Annotated in this window: 18 protein-coding genes; 6 read left to right on the top strand and 12 right to left on the bottom strand. The window is 67.3% G+C overall.

Features of this window, described 5'->3' with window-relative positions; genetic code table 11:
• Positions 1-34 precede the first annotated feature (34 nt).
• The 11 genes from ABLE93_RS01500 to ABLE93_RS01450 all read right to left on the bottom strand — a co-directional run bounded on the left by ABLE93_RS01500 (position 35) and on the right by ABLE93_RS01450 (position 10569).
• The gene (locus ABLE93_RS01500; protein ID WP_348837429.1) at positions 35-1510 is read right to left on the bottom strand and encodes a UbiD family decarboxylase; all 1476 of its coding nucleotides are present in this window, start codon (positions 1508-1510) and stop codon (positions 35-37) included.
• A 57-nt stretch (positions 1511-1567) separates the two neighbouring features.
• Positions 1568-2335 carry an ABC transporter permease gene (locus ABLE93_RS01495; RefSeq protein WP_348837426.1) on the bottom strand — a complete coding sequence of 256 codons (768 nt, stop codon included), beginning with the start codon at positions 2333-2335 and terminating at the stop codon, positions 1568-1570.
• Complete coding sequence (locus ABLE93_RS01490) at positions 2335-3126, bottom strand: ABC transporter ATP-binding protein (RefSeq protein ID WP_348837423.1); 792 nt, start codon at positions 3124-3126, stop codon at positions 2335-2337. Before ABLE93_RS01490 ends, ABLE93_RS01495 begins: the two co-directional genes overlap by 1 nt.
• 14 nt (positions 3127-3140) lie before the next feature.
• Positions 3141-4190 (bottom strand): ABC transporter substrate-binding protein, encoded by a 1050-nt coding sequence (locus ABLE93_RS01485; RefSeq protein ID WP_348837421.1) that lies wholly within the window; start codon positions 4188-4190, stop codon positions 3141-3143.
• A gap of 478 nt (positions 4191-4668) precedes the next feature.
• Complete coding sequence (locus tag ABLE93_RS01480) at positions 4669-4869, bottom strand: hypothetical protein (protein WP_348837419.1); 201 nt, start codon at positions 4867-4869, stop codon at positions 4669-4671.
• Between the two features lie 96 nt (positions 4870-4965).
• Positions 4966-5787: an alpha/beta fold hydrolase gene (locus tag ABLE93_RS01475; RefSeq protein ID WP_348837416.1), complete on the bottom strand. Its 822-nt coding sequence runs from the start codon at positions 5785-5787 to the stop codon at positions 4966-4968.
• Positions 5787-6503 (bottom strand): ABC transporter ATP-binding protein, encoded by a 717-nt coding sequence (locus tag ABLE93_RS01470; protein ID WP_348837414.1) that lies wholly within the window; start codon positions 6501-6503, stop codon positions 5787-5789. The genes ABLE93_RS01475 and ABLE93_RS01470 overlap by 1 nt, the downstream gene beginning before the upstream one ends.
• Positions 6496-7239, bottom strand: a complete 744-nt coding sequence (locus ABLE93_RS01465) for an ABC transporter ATP-binding protein (protein WP_348837412.1) — start codon at positions 7237-7239, stop codon at positions 6496-6498. The genes ABLE93_RS01470 and ABLE93_RS01465 overlap by 8 nt, the downstream gene beginning before the upstream one ends.
• Entirely contained in the window at positions 7232-8224 is a 993-nt protein-coding gene (locus ABLE93_RS01460; protein WP_348837410.1) for a branched-chain amino acid ABC transporter permease, read from the bottom strand. The genes ABLE93_RS01465 and ABLE93_RS01460 overlap by 8 nt, the downstream gene beginning before the upstream one ends.
• Positions 8221-9081 (bottom strand): branched-chain amino acid ABC transporter permease, encoded by an 861-nt coding sequence (locus ABLE93_RS01455; protein ID WP_348837409.1) that lies wholly within the window; start codon positions 9079-9081, stop codon positions 8221-8223. Before ABLE93_RS01455 ends, ABLE93_RS01460 begins: the two co-directional genes overlap by 4 nt.
• A 237-nt stretch (positions 9082-9318) precedes the next feature.
• Positions 9319-10569 (bottom strand): ABC transporter substrate-binding protein, encoded by a 1251-nt coding sequence (locus ABLE93_RS01450; protein WP_348837408.1) that lies wholly within the window; start codon positions 10567-10569, stop codon positions 9319-9321.
• Positions 10570-10746: 177 nt separating this feature from the next.
• Here ABLE93_RS01450 and ABLE93_RS01445 point away from each other — a divergent pair, with 177 nt between their 5' ends.
• From ABLE93_RS01445 to ABLE93_RS01420, 6 genes are all read left to right on the top strand, one after another.
• A complete protein-coding gene (locus ABLE93_RS01445) occupies positions 10747-11400 on the top strand; it encodes a GntR family transcriptional regulator (RefSeq protein ID WP_348837407.1) in 654 nt (217 codons plus the stop codon).
• Positions 11401-11419: 19 nt separating this feature from the next.
• Entirely contained in the window at positions 11420-12940 is a 1521-nt protein-coding gene (locus tag ABLE93_RS01440; protein WP_348837406.1) for an aldehyde dehydrogenase, read from the top strand.
• A gap of 275 nt (positions 12941-13215) precedes the next feature.
• Positions 13216-13428 (top strand): cold-shock protein, encoded by a 213-nt coding sequence (locus ABLE93_RS01435; protein WP_348837405.1) that lies wholly within the window; start codon positions 13216-13218, stop codon positions 13426-13428.
• Between the two features lie 202 nt (positions 13429-13630).
• Positions 13631-13756: a hypothetical protein gene (locus ABLE93_RS01430; RefSeq protein WP_348837403.1), complete on the top strand. Its 126-nt coding sequence runs from the start codon at positions 13631-13633 to the stop codon at positions 13754-13756.
• A 10-nt stretch (positions 13757-13766) separates the two neighbouring features.
• Entirely contained in the window at positions 13767-14039 is a 273-nt protein-coding gene (locus ABLE93_RS01425) for a hypothetical protein (protein WP_348837402.1), read from the top strand.
• 40 nt (positions 14040-14079) lie between these two features.
• On the top strand, positions 14080-14343 hold the full coding sequence (locus tag ABLE93_RS01420; protein WP_348837401.1) for a DUF1488 family protein: 264 nt from the start codon (positions 14080-14082) through the stop codon (positions 14341-14343).
• 25 nt (positions 14344-14368) lie between these two features.
• Here ABLE93_RS01420 and ABLE93_RS01415 read toward each other — a convergent pair whose 3' ends face one another.
• Positions 14369-16177: an amidohydrolase gene (locus tag ABLE93_RS01415; RefSeq protein ID WP_348837399.1), complete on the bottom strand. Its 1809-nt coding sequence runs from the start codon at positions 16175-16177 to the stop codon at positions 14369-14371.
• Between the last annotated feature and the right edge of the window lie 33 nt (positions 16178-16210).

The raw sequence follows: 16210 nt of genomic DNA, 5'->3' as shown, positions 1-16210 counted from the left end.
TTCTCCGCGTCGCCGGTCCCCGAGCGGACCGCGTTCACCCGAGCCCGTACTCCTTCCAGCGGTCGAGAACCAGTTTCTCGTCGGCCGGAGAGGGTTCGACGGTGGGGGGAAAGCGCTCATTGTTCCATTCCGGTCGCCGCGGCGACTTCCAGCTGCGGGTCGCGTCCACCAGCACGCGGTTCCAGGTGCCGGATCCGAGCTGCTCCACGTTGCGCTCTTCCAGCGGCGTGGACGGATCGAGCGCATGGCCGAAGGTCTCGGGGAAGATGGTGATGCCGCCGTGACCGGCGTTGACCCGATAGGCGATCGCCCAGTCCATCTGCTGGTAGTTGGTCACGTCGATGTCGTCCTCGAAGACGAAAACATGCTTGTAGCGCCCCTGGCCGGCGCTGTTGCCCCACAGGGCGTTCGCCACCTGCTTGGCGTGGCCCTGGAACTGCTTGCGGATCTTCACATAGAGGTTGATGCCGCAGGTGACCGGATCGGCATAGACGTCGAGCACGCCGGGCACGCCATTGGAGCGCAGGATGTTCCAGGCGATGCCGGCGCGCTGGGCGGAGGAGATCACGGCATTCTCGCTGTAGGAGCCGGGCATGTTGCCTTCCTGCGTGCCGCGCAGGATCGGATCGTTGCGATGCATGACGCAGGTGACGTCGATGGTCGGCCGGGGTGTCGGAAGATCGGACACGTAGCCGGTGAATTCGGCGAACGGCCCCTCGATCTCGTAGCTCGACGGATCGGGATCAATGAAGCCCTCGATGACGATCTCCGCGCTGGCGGGGACCTCCAGGTCCACCGTCTCGCACTTGACCACTTCCACCGCCTCGTCGCGATAGGCGCCGAGGACGTCGAACTCGCACACGCCCGCAGGAAGTGGGCTGCCGGCGAGGAAGCCCATGATGGGGTCCCAGCCGATGACGCAGGCCACCGGCATCTTCTCGCCGCGGTCGGCATATTTGGCGAAGTGCTGGCCCCAGTGCTGGCCGCCCTTGATGAGCAAAGTGGGGATGGAGTTCTTGCGCCCCACCATGCCGCGATAGATGCCGACGTTCTGCACCCGTGTGTCGGGATCGCGGGTCACGATGCAGGCGTAGGTGTTGATGTAGCGGCCGCCTTCCAGATAGTGCCACTTGGGGACCGGGAATTCGAACAGGTCCACGTCGTCGCCCTTGACGATGTTTTCCTTCACCGGGCCGGTGGGCACGAGGACAGGCTCGATCCGTTCCTGGTTCTTCTTCATCACATACTGGACGATCTCGGCGTTGGTCGCGTCCTTCGGGAAGCCGAGGGCGAGGGCGAGGCGCTTGCGCGTGCCGATGCCGCCGGTGAACACCTTGCGGCCGCGCGCGTTGCCATAGCCCTTGATGTTCTCGAACAGGAGCGCGGGACCCTCGCGTTCCAGGACTTTCCGCGAAAGCGTGCCGATCTCGCGGTCCCAGTCCACCTCCGCGGTGATGCGGTGGACCTCGCCCTGCTGCGCGAGAAGGTCGATCCATTGGCGCAGGTCCATACAGCCCATTTCAGTCGGCCCTCGAATGTTTGCGAAGCGGGGGAGGCGGGTCCGCGGTCAGGCGGGCCGCCAGGGAAGCAGCCAGCGCTCCGCCTCGTCGAGAAACAACGAGAAGACGAAGCCGAGGAAGGCGATGATGAACAGCCCGACGTACATGGTCTCCACGTCCATGAGCTGCCAGGCGTTCCAGATCATGTAGCCGAGGCCGCTGGAGGCCCCGACCATCTCGGCGATGGAGATGAGGATCAGCCCCATGCCCACGCCCAGCTTGATGCCGGTGAAGATGAAGGGCGCGGCGCCCGGCAGCGCGATGGTGAGGAAAATCTTCCACCGGCTGGCGCCGAAATTCTTTCCGACGTCAAAATAGATCCTCGGGATCTGAAGCACGCCGGTGACCGAGTTCATCAGCACGGGATAGAAGACGCCCATGGCCACCATGGCGATCTTGGAATTCTCGTCGAGGCCGAAGATCAGCAGCACGAGGGGCAGCAGCGCGCTCTTGGGGATGGGGTAGGTGGAGGCGACGAGGGGATTGACGAACAGCCGCACCGGCCGCGACAGGCCCATGACGATGCCGAGCACCAGCGCCGGAATCCCGCCGATGACGAAGCCCCAGAACAGCCGGCGCAGGCTGACACCGATGTTGACCCACAATTCCCCGGTGCCGGCGAGCTGCATGAACTTGGCAGCGATGCTCGATGGGGTGGGAAAGAACAGCGGGTTGATGATGTGGAAGCGCGCCAGGATTTCCCACACCACGAGGAGCAGGATGGGGGAGAGCACCGAGATGACCCGGTCGCCGTGACGCTCCAGAAGAGGACGCATCAGCGCGACGCCTTGCGCGCGAGGTCCACCTCGGCCCGCAGATATTCCCAGATGCGGAACACGAGGTCGCCGAACTTGGGGTCGCGGCGCAATTCGAGAATGTTGCGTGGCCGCGGCAGGTCGATATCCACCACCGCCTTGATGCGGCCGGGGTGGGCGGTCATCACCACGATCTTGTCGCCAAGCGTCACCGCCTCGTCGACCGAGTGGGTGATGAAGATGACGGTCTTCTTGTCCTCTTCCCAGATGCGCAGCAGCTCTTCCTGGAGCAGCAGCTTGTTCTGCTCGTCCAGGGCGGAGAAGGGCTCGTCCATGAACAGCACTTCCGGGTCGTTGGCGAAGGCCCGCGCGATGGAGACGCGCTGGCGCATGCCGCCGGACAGCTGGTGGGGATAATAATCGGCGAAACGGCTGAGGCCGGTCCGGTCGAGATAGCGGGCGACCACGTCCTTGATCTCGGCGTTGCTCGCGCCACGCATCTTGAGGCCGTAGGCGGCATTGTCCCACACCGTCATCCAGGGAAAGATCGAATCTCCCTGGAACACCATGGCATTGAGCGGCTTGCCCGGATCCTTGCGGGCGATGTGGAAATGGCCGGAGGTGCGCTCCTCCAGCCCGGAGACGATGCGCAGCAGCGTGGTCTTGCCGCAGCCCGAGGGGCCCACCACCACGCAGAAGGTGCCGGGTGCGATATCGAGCGAGATGCTGTCGAGCGCGGTGACCGTACCCGACCGAGACGTAAAGGCCTTGCTGAGGCCGTCGATGGAAATCTTCGGAGCAACGGCCTGCATGACGGTGGACGGCCTCACTTCGCGGGGACGTAAGGCCCGAGCGACTTGACTGCGGCTTCCATGAAGGACGTGTCGAGGGCGTCCTCGACCTTGACCGTGTCGGCGGTCAGCTTGAGGTCCTTGTAGAAGGCGAGGTCCTTGTTGAGGCTCTCCATGCTGAGCCGGCCGTTGGGATCGACGCCGTTCGGGGTCGACTCGCGGTAGATTTCCGGGTCCTTGACCTCGGAATACTTCACCATGATGTCGATGAGCTCGGCCGCGTTGGGGCCGGCGAGGCGGCCGTCCTTGCACGCATCGTTGTAGAAGCGCACGCCCTTGAGGTAGGCGATCATGAAGCGCTCGGCCACCTCCTTGCGCTCCTTCAGGAACTTGCCGCTGCACAGCAGCGGTGCGACATTCTGCACCGGATAGAAAAGGTCCGAGGGATAGCGCACCGCCACGCCGAGCTTGCGGGCGCGGGTGGAGGACGGCTCGGTCACGATGGCGGCGTCGATCGCCTTGTTCTGCAGCGCCGCGGCCATGTCCGGGTAGGGCATGTTGTAGACGTGCTCGCAGTCGGCGTAGGTCAGCCCGCCCTTCTTCATCGCCTCGTTGAGGGTCGAGCCCGGCGCGCCGGCCTTGCCGGCCTCGGCGATCTTGAAGCCCTTCAGGTCGGCGAACGACTTGTAGCGGCCGGAATCCACATGGTCCTTGCGCACCAGGAGCGCCATGTAGCAATAGCCGGGCATGTTGGACGACTTGTCCGCCGCGATCTTGATGTCGATGCCGCGCGCGACGGCATTGTAGAGCCCGGCGGAGGTGGCGCCGGCGGCGGCATCCACCTGCCCGGCACCGAGGGGGGCCACCAGCTGCGAACCCGCCTGGAAGGCCGCCGGCACGATGGTGATGTTCTGCTCCTTGAAGAAGCCCTTGTGGATGGCGGCGAAGAAAGAGCCGTCGCTCACCGACCCTGGAACGCCCAAGGTGACGCTGTCCATTCCCTGCGCCACGGCGGAGGAGACGATCGCGGGAGCACCGATGATGCCGGCACCCAACATCTTCAGGGCAGTTCGCCGTGTCTGCATAAGCCCCTCTGCCTGCGTTGGAGATGCGCCGGACATCGGCGCAAAGCCTTGTTGACCACGGAAAAAACTATATCTCGCTGGGTCAACGGATTTAGAGCCAGCAGGTCGAGCAAATGTGGGGCCAGTCAGTATTGAGCGAGCCAAATTCAGGTGCGGGACAAGCAGGAGCGGTTGGTGCAAAGCAAGTTGCCCCGTTTTGACTTTGAAATAGCCATATGCCTGCTTGATATGCAGGCAGCGTGCTTTGAAAATGCGATTTATCGGGAAACTGCCCATCGGAGAAGCGACCGGCGCGAGCCGGGCAGGTCGTGCCGCTTCCACAGTCTGACGGTGCGTCGTCTCCCGTCCGCCCGTCCGCCGGCGTCCGGTTGCCCTGCCGTCATGGTAGCCGCGGTCCCTTCCGAACGGCCGGATGACGCGGCCCAGGCGGTCAAAACCGGGCGGTGGAACGACGTTGTTCGGTGGTCCGGTGGCGCGCTCAGAGCCGGCGGGCGCGAACCAGCGCGCTGAGGGCCAGCAGGACCGCCGACGCCGCGATGCCGGCGGTGATCACGCCGGCCGGGGTCCAGCGGGCGCCGCCCTGAAGCCGGATGCTCCTGCCGACGCGGAGGTCCCACGTGGCCTTCATCTCTTCCGGATGGTTGGGCGTCGGCGGAGCTTCTGCCGGCACGTCTTCCATCGGTGATCCCTTTTCCGGTGCGCCCGCCAGCGTATCAGCGGGACGCCGCCGGGGCCATCGTTGGTGAGCCTTCGCTGGAGGCGATCGTGGGCGCCGTCAGGGGGCGAGTTCAGCTGCGGCAGTCGCCGTGGGCGCGGTGGCGGCCAGGGCGAAGCGGCGCAGCTGGGTCGCCACCTCCTGGGGTGCCTGCAGGGTCGGCACGTGGGCGCAGGCGGCGATCTCGTGGAAGGTGCCCTGGGGTGCCAGCCGCGCCAGTTCCTCCGCCATGGCGGGTGGCGTCGCCTCGTCCAGGCTGCCGGCGCAGGCGAAAACCGGCACGTCCAGGTCCCGCGTGCGCTGGCGCAGGTCCAGGCTGGCGAGCAGGCCACAGGCTTCACGGAAGGTCTCGAGATCGGTGGCCACGAAGCTGGCGCGCCGTTCCGCAACGATATCTGGCACCTTTGCCGCCATCTCCGGCGGGAAGAGGCGGCGCATGGCGGTCTCGGCGATGGCCTCCAGCCCGCTCTCCTGCGCCTTCGCCGCCATGAAGCGGAAAGCGCCCTGTCCCTGCTCGGTGAAGGCCGCGCCGCAGCCGGCGAGGAAGAGTCCGCGCGTCAGCCCCGGATGGCGCAGCGCCGTCGAGAGGGCGAGGAAGGACCCGTAGCCGTTGCCGAACAGGATGGGCCGCTCCTGCGGACACAGGACGCGCACCGCCTCGGCGACCGCGTCGGCCTGGCCGTCGAGCCCGCCGCCCACGCGCGGGGATCCACCGAAGCCGGGCAGGTCCAGCAGCACCAGGCGGAAGTCGTCGGCCAGCAGACGTACCACCGGCTCGAGGCTGCCGCGGTCGGACAGCAGGGAGTGCAGGAAGACGATGCTCGGCCCGTTGCCGGTGACGTGAGCGGTGAGGCCGCCGGCGCGGCTGTTGGCGGTGCGCATCAGTGCACTCCCAGATGGTGGGCCATGAGGTCGGGATCGCCGGCGAGAGCCTGCGGCGCGCCGCGCCACACCACTTCGCCGGAGGACAGGATCACGCAGGTGTCGGCCAGCCGCAGCGCCAGCGGCAGATTGTGCTCCACCAGCAGGATGGAGAGCCCCGCCGCCTTCAGCGCGGAAATGGCGTCCGCCACCTCGGCGACGATCTGCGGCGCGAGGCCCTCCGCCGGTTCGTCCAAGAGGAGGACGCGCGGATTGGTGACGAGGGCGCGGGCGATGGCGAGCATCTGCTGCTCGCCGCCGGAGAGCGAGCCGGCGAACTGCCGGCGCCGCTCCCGAAGCCGCGGGAACAGCGTTTCCACCGCCTCCGCGTCGAACGCCCGCGTCGCCTTGTGCCGCGGCGGGCGATAGGCGATGGCGAGGTGCTCGGCCACGGTGAGGGACGGGAAGATCCGCCGGCCCTGCGGCACCAGTCCGATGCCGAGCTTGCAGATGGCCTCCGGCTTGCGGCCCGCGAGCGCCGTGCCGAACAGCTCGATGCGGCCCTGCCGGGTGTCGTTGAGCCCGGCGATGGCGCCGAGGGTGGTGGATTTGCCGGCGCCGTTGCGTCCGAGCAGGGCCGTGACGGCGCCTTCGGCACACGTCAGCTCCAGCGCCCGCACGGCGCAGATCTCGCCGTGATAGACGTAGAGGTTGGAGAGGGCGAGGGCGTCAGGCACCGAGATAGACCTCCCTGGTCCGCGGATCGGCGGCGATGTCGGCCCGGCTGCCGGTGGTGACCACGCGGCCGTGATGGAGAAGCGTGATCCGCTCGGCGAAGGCGAGGGCGACATCCATGTCGTGCTCGATGAGCACCACCGTCACGTCGCTTGGCAGTTCCGCGAGCAGCGCCTGCACCGTTACGCGCTCGTCCCGCGACAGGCCGGCGAGAGGCTCGTCCAGCAGGAGAAGGCGCGGCGAGAGCGCGAGCGCCATGGCGATCTCCAGCCGGCGCCGATCGCCATAGGCGGTCTGCGACACCGGCCGGTCGGCGAGATCGGCAAGCTTCACCCGGTCGAGCACGGCAAGCGCCTCGGCACGCAGCCGGGCATCGGTGCCGAAGGCGGTCCATGCGCGCCATTTCTCGCGGCGCAGGCCGTTGAGGGCGAGCATTACGTTCCGGCACAGGGTCTCGTGCGGGAACAGGGTGAGGATCTGGTAGGTGCGCGCGAGTCCGAAGGCGGCACGCCTGCGCGGCGGCAGGCCCACCAGCTCGGATCCGAACAGGCGGATGGAGCCGCGGGTCGGCGTGAGATCGCCGCACACCAGATTGAACAGGGTGGTCTTGCCCGCCCCGTTGGGACCGAGCAGCAGGTGCCGCTCGCCGCTCATGATGTCGAGGCTGACATCGGAGACGGCGGGCAGGCCGCCGAACTGCTTCGACAGGCCGTCGATGCGCAGGGCCGGCTCAGCCATCGGCACCCTCCCGGGGCACGAGCTTTGAGATGGTCGGACCCGACGCCGGCCGCATGCGCTTGAGCGCGCCCTTCAACCGGCCGAGGCCGGGGACGATGCCGTCCGGGACCACCAGCACGATGACCACGAAGGTGAAGCCGAGCAGCATCACCCAGCGCTCGATCCAGATGGAGGCGAGGTTCTTCAGCAGCACCACGAGTGCCGCGCCCACCAGTGGGCCGGCCAGCGTTCCGGCCCCACCGGCGACCACCATCAGCAGCACTTCGGCGGAGGCCGTCACCGCCATCATGTGCGGGCTGACGAACTGGTGGTACCAAGCATACAGCAGGCCGGCGGCGGCGCCCCAGGCGGCGGCGAGCATCCAGGCGACGAAGCGGATGCGCCACACGTCGTAACCCACCGCATTCATCCGCCGCGGCTGGTCGCGGCTGCCGCGCAGGGCGACGCCGAGCGGGCTGTCGAAGAAGCGGCCGAGCTGGAGCAGCGCCAGCGCCAGCACGCAGAGGCACAGCCACAGGAACACTTCCGGCCGCTCCAGACCCAACCCGGCGCCGGGGCGAGCGATGCCGGAAAGGCCGTTGTCGCCGCCGGTCACCGATGTCCAGCGATAGGCGGCGCCCCACACGATCTGGCACAGGGCCATGGTGATCATGACGAAGCCGAGGCCGGTGGTGCGCAGCGCCACCAGAGCGAAGCCTGCCGACACGAGCAGCGTCCCGGCGAGGGCGAGGAGGCCGGCCGGCACCGGATCGAACCCGCCCACGGTGGAGAGCCATGCCACGAGATAGGCGGCGAGGCCGGGGAAGACGGCAAATCCCAGCGAGTTCAGCCCGGCATGGCCCACCAGCACGTTGAGGCCCAGGGCGCCGATGGCAGCGATGGCCACCTGGCTCGTGAGGTTCACATAGAAGGGCGATGTGGAGACCAGCGGCACCAGGGCCATGGCGACCAGCGCCAGCGCGAAGGGGAGGGCGCGGGCGCTCATCCGAGCCTCCGGCCGAACAGCCCCTGGGGCGCCACCGAGAGCACGGCGATCATGGGCAGGAAGAGGATGACATAGGCGAGGTCGGGCACGAGCACTTGTCCGAACGTGTAGATGAAGCCGATGGCGTAGGCGCCGACGAATGCCCCCGCGAGGCTGCCGGCGCCGCCGAGGATGACGACCAGCAGGGCGAGGGGCAGCATGTCCTGGTCGAGGCTCGGATAGACCGAGAGGATGGGCCCGCCGATAACCCCGCCGAGGCCGGCGAGCGCGGTGCCGAGGCAGAAGACGGCGGTGAACAGGGTGGAGGCGGAGACGCCGACGGCGCGGGCCATGCCCACGTCGTCCACCGCCGCGCGGATCATGGCGCCGGCGCGGGTCCGCTCCACCAGCAGCCACAGGCCCAGCGCCACCGCCGCCGAGGCGCCGATGACGAACAGCCGGTAGCGCGGGAATACGGCATCGCCGACGCGCACCGCCCCCGAAAGCTCGGGCGGCGGCGGCAGGCGCATGGGATCGCCGCCCCAGGCCATCAGGCAGGCGTCAGCGATGATGAAAGCGAGGCCCAGCGTCAGCAGCACTTGCGGCAGGGTGCGCCCGGCGAGGCGCCGCAGAAGCGTGCGCTCGATCACCCCGCCGAGGAGGCCCACCAGCACGGCGGATGCGGCGGCCGCGGTCCAGAAGCCGAAGCCGGCCTTCACCGTTGCGAGGCCGAGATAGGCGCCGAGCATGAACAGCGCGCCATGGGCGAGGTTCGCCACCCGCATCAGCCCGAAGATCAGGCTGAAGCCGGAGGCCAGCATGAACAGAAGGCCGCCGAGGGCGAGGGCGTTGAGGCTTTGGCTGACCCAGAAGGCCATATTCGGTCCTCGAGATGCTTGCACGAGAGAAGCCTCGCGAAAAAGCGCAAGGCCGGGAGGTCGTCGCCTGCCGCGTTGGGCGCGGGGCCACCGACCGGGTCTTCATCCCCCGGCGTGTCCGGGGGATCCACGGCGCGGCCGGGCCGGTTGCTGGAACTGAGGCAGCCGGGAAGCGGCGGAGCGGATGCCCCGGACGAGCCGGGGCAAGACACGCTTGAGCCGGTCAGGTCCCGAAGGTCAGTTGCCCAGATTCTTGGCCGGCGGATAGTCGCGGCTGTAGACCGGATCGGCGAGGAAGGCCTTCGGATCGTAGGTCCAGAACTGCGTCACCTTCGGATAGGTCTTGATGACCACGTTCTGCAGCCGGCCGTCCTTCTCCTCGGTCTTGCGGATCGTGACGGTCATGATGGGGTTGCCGTATTCGTCGAGCGTGACCTCGCCGAAGGGCCCCTTGTCCAGCTTGACCGCGCGCAGGGCCTTCATCAGCGCCTGCTTGTCCTCCACCTTGCCGTCGATGGCCTTGACCGCCGCGTCGAGGAAGGCGCAGGCCTCATAGGCACCCGCCGTGTAATAGCCGGGGTCGGCGCCGTATTTGGCGCGGATGCCGGCGGCGAATTCCTTGTTGCCGGGCACGTCCTGGGTCGCGGTGTACCAGCCGGAGGAGATGACGCCCACCGCCTCCTTGCCCATGGACTTGAGGATGCCCTCGTCCACCGTGGTCATCTGGGCGATTACCTTCACCGGCGCGCCGTACTCGGCATATTGCTGGAGGAAGCGCAGGCCGTTGCCGCCGGCGAAGGCGGCGTAGACCGCGTCCACGTCGGTGCGGATCTGGCTGATATAGCTGCCATAATCGGCGACGTTCAGCGGCGGCCACAGCTTCTGCACCACCTTGCCGCCATTGTCCTCGAACGCGCGCTGGAAGCCGGCGGTGGCCTCGTGGCCGAAGGCGAAGTCGTCGCCGATGGTGACGACGCGCTTCAGCTTCAGCTCCTTCGCCGCATATTCGCCGAGCGCGTGGTTGGCCTGAGCTGAGGTGCCGACGGCCCGCACGAACCAGGGGTTCAGCTTGCGCTGGGTGAGGTCCTCGGCGGCGGCGGAGGGCGAAATCACCGGCACGCCCACCTGGCGGATGTAGTCGTCGATGGCCAGCGCCTCGAAGGCGGCCAGCGGGCCGATGATGGCGTTGACGCGCTCGCGCTCCACCAGTTCCTGGGCGCGGGTCTTGGTGGTGGCGGGCTGGCCGGCGGTGTCCACCGTGATGAGCTCGACCTTGCGGCCTCCCATCATGCCGCCGCGCTCGGCGAGGCAGTATTCCATGCCCTGCTCCATCTGCTTGCCGCCGGCGGCAAGGGCGCCGGAGCGCACGGTCATGAAGCCAACCTTGATGGGCGCCTGCTGCGCCAGCGCGGGCGCTGCGGCAAGCGCCGCGAGGGCAGTCGCGGCGAGCCACGCACAAGCGGCGGGGCGGGGAATCCTCTTCGGCATTTCGCTCTCCCTGAGATGCTCTTGACGGCAAAATTTTCTGTTGTGATATTTCACGCAGATCGCAAATGCCGCGTCAAGGCTGATTTTGTCGTTGCAGATTGGCGTCATTCTGGACAAGATGCGCGCCGCTGGCTGAGGTTGTGAAATATGCTGATCGATCGGGAAACAGCCTCTGATATGAGCGTTGCCGGTCCCGGGCTGCTGCGGGACGCGGTCTATGCGCGCCTGAAGGAAGAGATCCTCGGTTGCCGCCTCTCCCCGGGGGAAGAGCTGCGGGAGCAGGAGCTGGCGGCCCGTTTCGAGGTGAGCAAGCAGCCGGTGCGCGAGGCGCTGTTGCGGCTGGAGCAGGAGCGCCTCATTACCGTGCTGCCGCGTCAGGGCTACCGGGTGAATCCGGTCTCGCTGGCCGACGCGCGCGACATCTTCCGCTTCCGCGAGGTGATGGAGCCCGCCTGCGCCGGCGATGCCGCCCGGCATGCGTCCGACAAGGCACTGGCTGCCCTCGACGCCTTCCGCACCTTCGACCCCGGAAAGTCTGACTTCATCCGCTACAACCGTGCCTTCCACGAAGCGGTCGCCATGTGCTCGCCGCACCGGCGCATGCGCGAGGAGGTGGCCGACCTCGTCGCCCAGGCGGACCGGCTTGTGCTGGTCAGCATCGGCACCATGCAGGGGCGCGATCCCGACCGTCTTATTGCCGAGCATGTCGCCATCATCGAGGCGCTCCAGGCCCGCGACGGACGCAAGGCCGCCCGCCTGCTGAAGGAGCATATCGCCGACGCCGAGAAGCGCGTGGTCGCGGCCCTGACGCGCCACGCCGTCGTCCTTTAAGAACAACCGGAGAAACGCCATGAACGTCAAAGCCGAGGTCGCCGTCGCGGCGCGGGGCAATTTCATCGACGGCCGCGAGGTGGAGAGCATCGGCGGCGGCATTGTGGAGGTGCGCAACCCCGCCACCGGCGCTGTGATCGCCACCATTCCCGACAGCACGCGCGAGGACGTGGCGGCCGCCGTGCAGAGCGCCCGCGCGGCCTTCCAGGGCGACGCCTGGGGCGGCATGGCCATCCGTGCCCGCGTTCGCCTCATCAACCGCATCGCCGATGCGTTCGAGGAGGCCTTGCCCGAGCTCTACCAGCTGGAGACCCAGAACAACGGCCGCCCGGTCAACGAGACCCGCGCCCAGCTCGGCCGCCTGCCCGACTTCCTGCGCTATTTCGGCGGCCTTGCCATGAGCCGCCGCGACGACGTGATCCCGGTGGAGGGGCCCTATCTCAACTACACCCGCCGCACCCCCATCGGCGTGGTCGCCAATTGCACGCCCTTCAATCACCCGCTGATGATCCTGTGCAAGTCGCTCGCGGCGGTGCTGGCATCGGGCTGCACCACGGTGGTCAAGCCGTCCGAATACACCCCCCTCACCACCCTGCGCCTCGCCCAGCTGATGAGCGACAACGGCCTTCCTCCCGGTGTGTTCAACGTGGTGAATGGCGTCGGTGCCTCCTCCGGCCGATTCCTCGCCGAGCACCCCGACATCAACAAGCTGGTGCTCACCGGCGGCACCGAGGCCGGCCGCATCGCCGGCGCGGCGGCGGCGCGGGTGTTCGCCCACCAGACGCTGGAGCTCGGCGGCAAGACGCCGGTGATGGTGTTCGACGATTACGATGTGGAGCAGGCGGTGAATTATGCCGCCTTCGGCGCGTTCGTGGGCGCCGGCCAGACCTGCGTGTGCGCGGCGCGCCACATCGTCCAGCGCGGCATCTACGACGAATTCGTCGAGCGCCTCGCCGCCAAGGCCAAGGCCATCCGCATCGGCGACCCGCGCGATGCGGAGACCCAGCTCGGGCCGGTGGTTTCCCAGCGCCAGCTGGATCGCGTGCTCTCCTTCGTTCAGGCGGGCCATGACGACGGTGCCCGCCTCGTCGCCGGCGGCCAGCGCCGCATCGTCGAGGGGCACGAGAACGGCTTCTTCGTGGAGCCCACCGTGTTCGCCGATGTCGCGCCCCACATGCGCATCGCCCGCGAGGAGGTGTTCGGTCCGTTCACCGTGGTGATCCCCTTCGATACCGAGGAGCAAGCCCTCGCCATCGCCAACGACAGCCCCTTCGGTCTGGCGGCGGCCATCCGCACCCGGGACGTGCACCGCGCCCACCGGGTCGCGGCCAAGGTGAAGGCCGGCATCGTCTGGATCAACGATCATCACCGCCTCGACCCGGCATCTCCCTGGGGCGGCGTAGACGACAGCGGCATCGGACGCGAGTTCGGCATCGAGAGCTTCAACGACCATTTCGACGTGAAGTCCGTGATGGTCTCGACCGAGGACAAGCCCTTCGACTGGTACAAGGGCACGTCCCAGCAGCCGCGCCTGAATTGAACGCCGCACGCGAGCCGGAGGGAAAAATCCTCCGGTTCGCGCATCCGTTTCGGCTGTTCGCTGTCCGGCCGGTCAATAGAATTTGGTGTTATCTCGCGAATAAAATTGCCATCACTTGCATTCGGGCGCATAGTGGTTTTGTCGATAGAAAGCCTGATGACTTGGCTTCGCGCGGCCCCTGATCTGCGCCCAACCAAATTTCGCGCTCGAAAAATGCAAATTCGACGGCCGGGCAAGGCCCGGCAAGCTATATCCCAAATTTGAAAGGGTTTCCCATGACTGAGGGAACCGTAAAGTGGTTCAACGCCCAGAAGGGCTTTGGATTCATCGCGCCCGATTCCGGCGGCAGCGATGCCTTCGTCCATATCAGCGCGGTCGAACGTGCCGGCATGCGCGATCTGCGTGAAGGCCAGAAGGTGAGCTTCGAGCTCGTCACCGATACCAAGAGCGGCAAGCTCTCGGCCGACAAGCTCCAGGATCTCAGCTGATCCATTCGGCCCGCCGGGCCTGAACCGCGGGCCAAGCCATCGCTTCTTCCCGGCCGACCGCGGATGTACCGGCCGCCTGGGGGAAGAGATGGAGCGGTCCCAATCCGTGAACGTCCGGCGCCCCGCCGCCCCGCGCCCTTGAGGTCGCGGGGCTTTTCGTTTCGGCGCCTGCACCAATCCGCTCGCAGAGGAGGAGGCCTCCATGGCCAAGGGACAATTGCGCGGCAATCGCGAGACCAAGAAGCCGAAGAAACCCAAGGAGCCTGTGGCTGCCCCGTCCTTCATCAAGGGATCGCCGGTCTCGCTCGGGCCGCCCAAGAAGAAATGAGGGGGGTGCGATGAACGTGCGAACCCAGCAGACCACCGTGACGTTCGCCCATCCGTTCCGCGTGCGCGGGACCGAGGGCATTCTGCCGGCGGGCGTCTATCGCGTGGCGATCGACGAGGAACCGATTCCGGGCATCTCCTTCCTCGCCTACAGGCGCGTCCAGACCCTGCTCTACACGCCCGCCGTTTCCGCGTCGGAAGGGCGCACGAGCTGCCTGTCCATCGACGCCGCGGACCTCGAGGACGCCCTGTCGCGGGACCGCAAGCAATCGGAGGCCGGCTGACGCCGTCGCTCCAGGCCGGTCATCAGCACGGAGAGAAACGATGCCGCTGCATTTCCCTAACGCCAGCCGCATCTTTGATCCGGCACGGCAGTGCGTCACCTTCTGGGGGCACGATTCCACGTTCGAGATCGCATTCCATGTGGATGCGGAAGTGCTGCACCGCTTCAGCCCCAAGGCGGGCCACGACGAGGCGGCCTCGCTTCAGGTCTTCGACGTGAACCGCGCCCGCATCGAGCGCGTGGCGTCTGGCGTCTATGCCCGACGGCGGCAGAACTTCAACCGACTGTCCGCCGCGGACTTCTAGACGCCGGCTTTGACCCGGCGGAGGCTCACACCGTGCCGTGGACGGCCTTGCCGTTCATCAGCGTCAGGTCGATCCGTGTCGCGGCAATGTCGTGCACGTCGCCCTCGAATATGTTGCGCTCGAGGACCACGAGATCGGCGAACTTGCCCGGCTCGAGCGTTCCGACCTTGTTTTCCAGGCGGATCTGGCGGGCGGCACCCAGCGTCGCCGCATGCACCGCCTCAGCCACCGTCAGGCGCTCGTCCAGCGGCCCCAGCACAGGATTGTCGGCCTTTCCGATGAGCTGGCGTGTGACCGCGATCTGAATGGAATCGAGCGGCTTGAAGGTGGAGAAGTAGCCGGCCGCCGGCCAGTCGGTGCCGAACGAGATGCCGCCGCCGGCCTTCAGGGCGGACTTGGCGCGGTAGAGCTTCTTCTGCCGCTCGCCATAGCGATCGACCAGGATGCCCGCGGTGTCGGGATCGGCGGAGAACCAGTTGGCGGAAAACTGCGAGTTCACCTTCAGCTTGCCGAAGCGCGGGATGTCCTCGTCGGTGACGTAGACGAGATGCGCGATGGTATGGCGCCGCTCGCGCTGCGGGTTGGTGGCGATGGCCTTCTCGATGGCGTCGAGCGCCACCCGCGCCGTGCCGTCGCCGCACGCATGGATGTGCAGATCGAAGCCGGCGGCATCGGTGTCGCCCACCAGTTTCATCCACTCCTCGACGGAGAAGGGCGAGGCGCCGCGGAAATCCGGCTTGTCGGAATAGGGCTCGACCAGCCAGGCCGTGTACCCCTCCTGGGTGCCGTCGCCCACGATCTTCATCACGGAGATGTCCACGAGCTCGGAGGACACCGCCTTGCGCACCTCCTGAAGCTCCTTCACCGCGTCGTCGATGGGCGGCGACTTCACGATGTAGGACCCGACAACGCGGAACGGCAGACGGCCGGCCTTGTCGAGGGAGGTGTAGAAGGAGAGCACCGCCGCCTGGTCGGCGCCGATGGGCGGCACGCCGGCATCGAAGATGGAGGTGATGCCCGCGGCGGACGCCTTGGGAAGCCACTCCTCCATCAGATTGGCCATGCCGGCGGGCGAGATGCTCTCCACCGCATTGACCAGCGCCAGCACGGCGTTGACCTCGAGCACGTAGCCGGTGGGATAGCCCTTCTCGTCGCGCACATAATAGCTGAAGCGGGGCACCGGATCCGGCGTGTCCTTGCCGATCTTGGCCATCTCCAGCGCCTTGGAATTGGCCCACAGGCTGTGGCCGTCGATGGCGAAGAAGAAGGCCGGGCGGTCGGGAATGATGCGGTCCAGCTCCTGCCGGGTGGGCCCCTCGGGCGGGAACATGTCCACCCGCCAGCCGAAGCCGCGGATGTTGCCCGTGGGATGGGCCTTCGCGTGGCGCTCGATGACCTTGAACATCTCCTCGCGGTCGGCCACCTGCAGGTCGACGCCGGAGGTGAGGAACGACCCGAGGAAGGGGTGAATGTGGCCTTCGACGAAGCCGGGCATCACGAGGCGGCCGTTGAGCTCTACCACCTTTGTGCCGGGACCCTTGAGCTTGTCGATCTCGGCATCGGAGCCGACGGCGGCGATGGTCTTGCCGTTCACCGCCAACGCCTGGGCCCAGGGCTGCGCGGGATTCTGGGTATAGACCTTGCCGCCCCGCAGGATGAGGGTGGCGCCGTCGGCGGGCTGCGCCAGCACGGCGCCGTTGGCCGCAACTGCGGTGCAGGCGAGGGCCGCACCCATGAAGCGGCGGCGGTTGAGCTTCATGGCCGATGCGGCCGGCGCAACCGGCCCGCTCACGAACCCGCCGAGAATCTCATTCAGATCGCAGTTGATGCACATGTCGTCGCTCCCGCTGTCTCGTAGAATTCTGCA

Origin of the sequence: Xanthobacter pollutisoli, assembly GCF_040044995.1 — a bacterium.
In the GTDB taxonomy this organism is placed as follows: domain Bacteria; phylum Pseudomonadota; class Alphaproteobacteria; order Rhizobiales; family Xanthobacteraceae; genus Xanthobacter.
The sequence above is the reverse complement of the archived record's forward strand: the minus strand, read 5'-3'. Positions and strand labels throughout refer to the sequence as shown.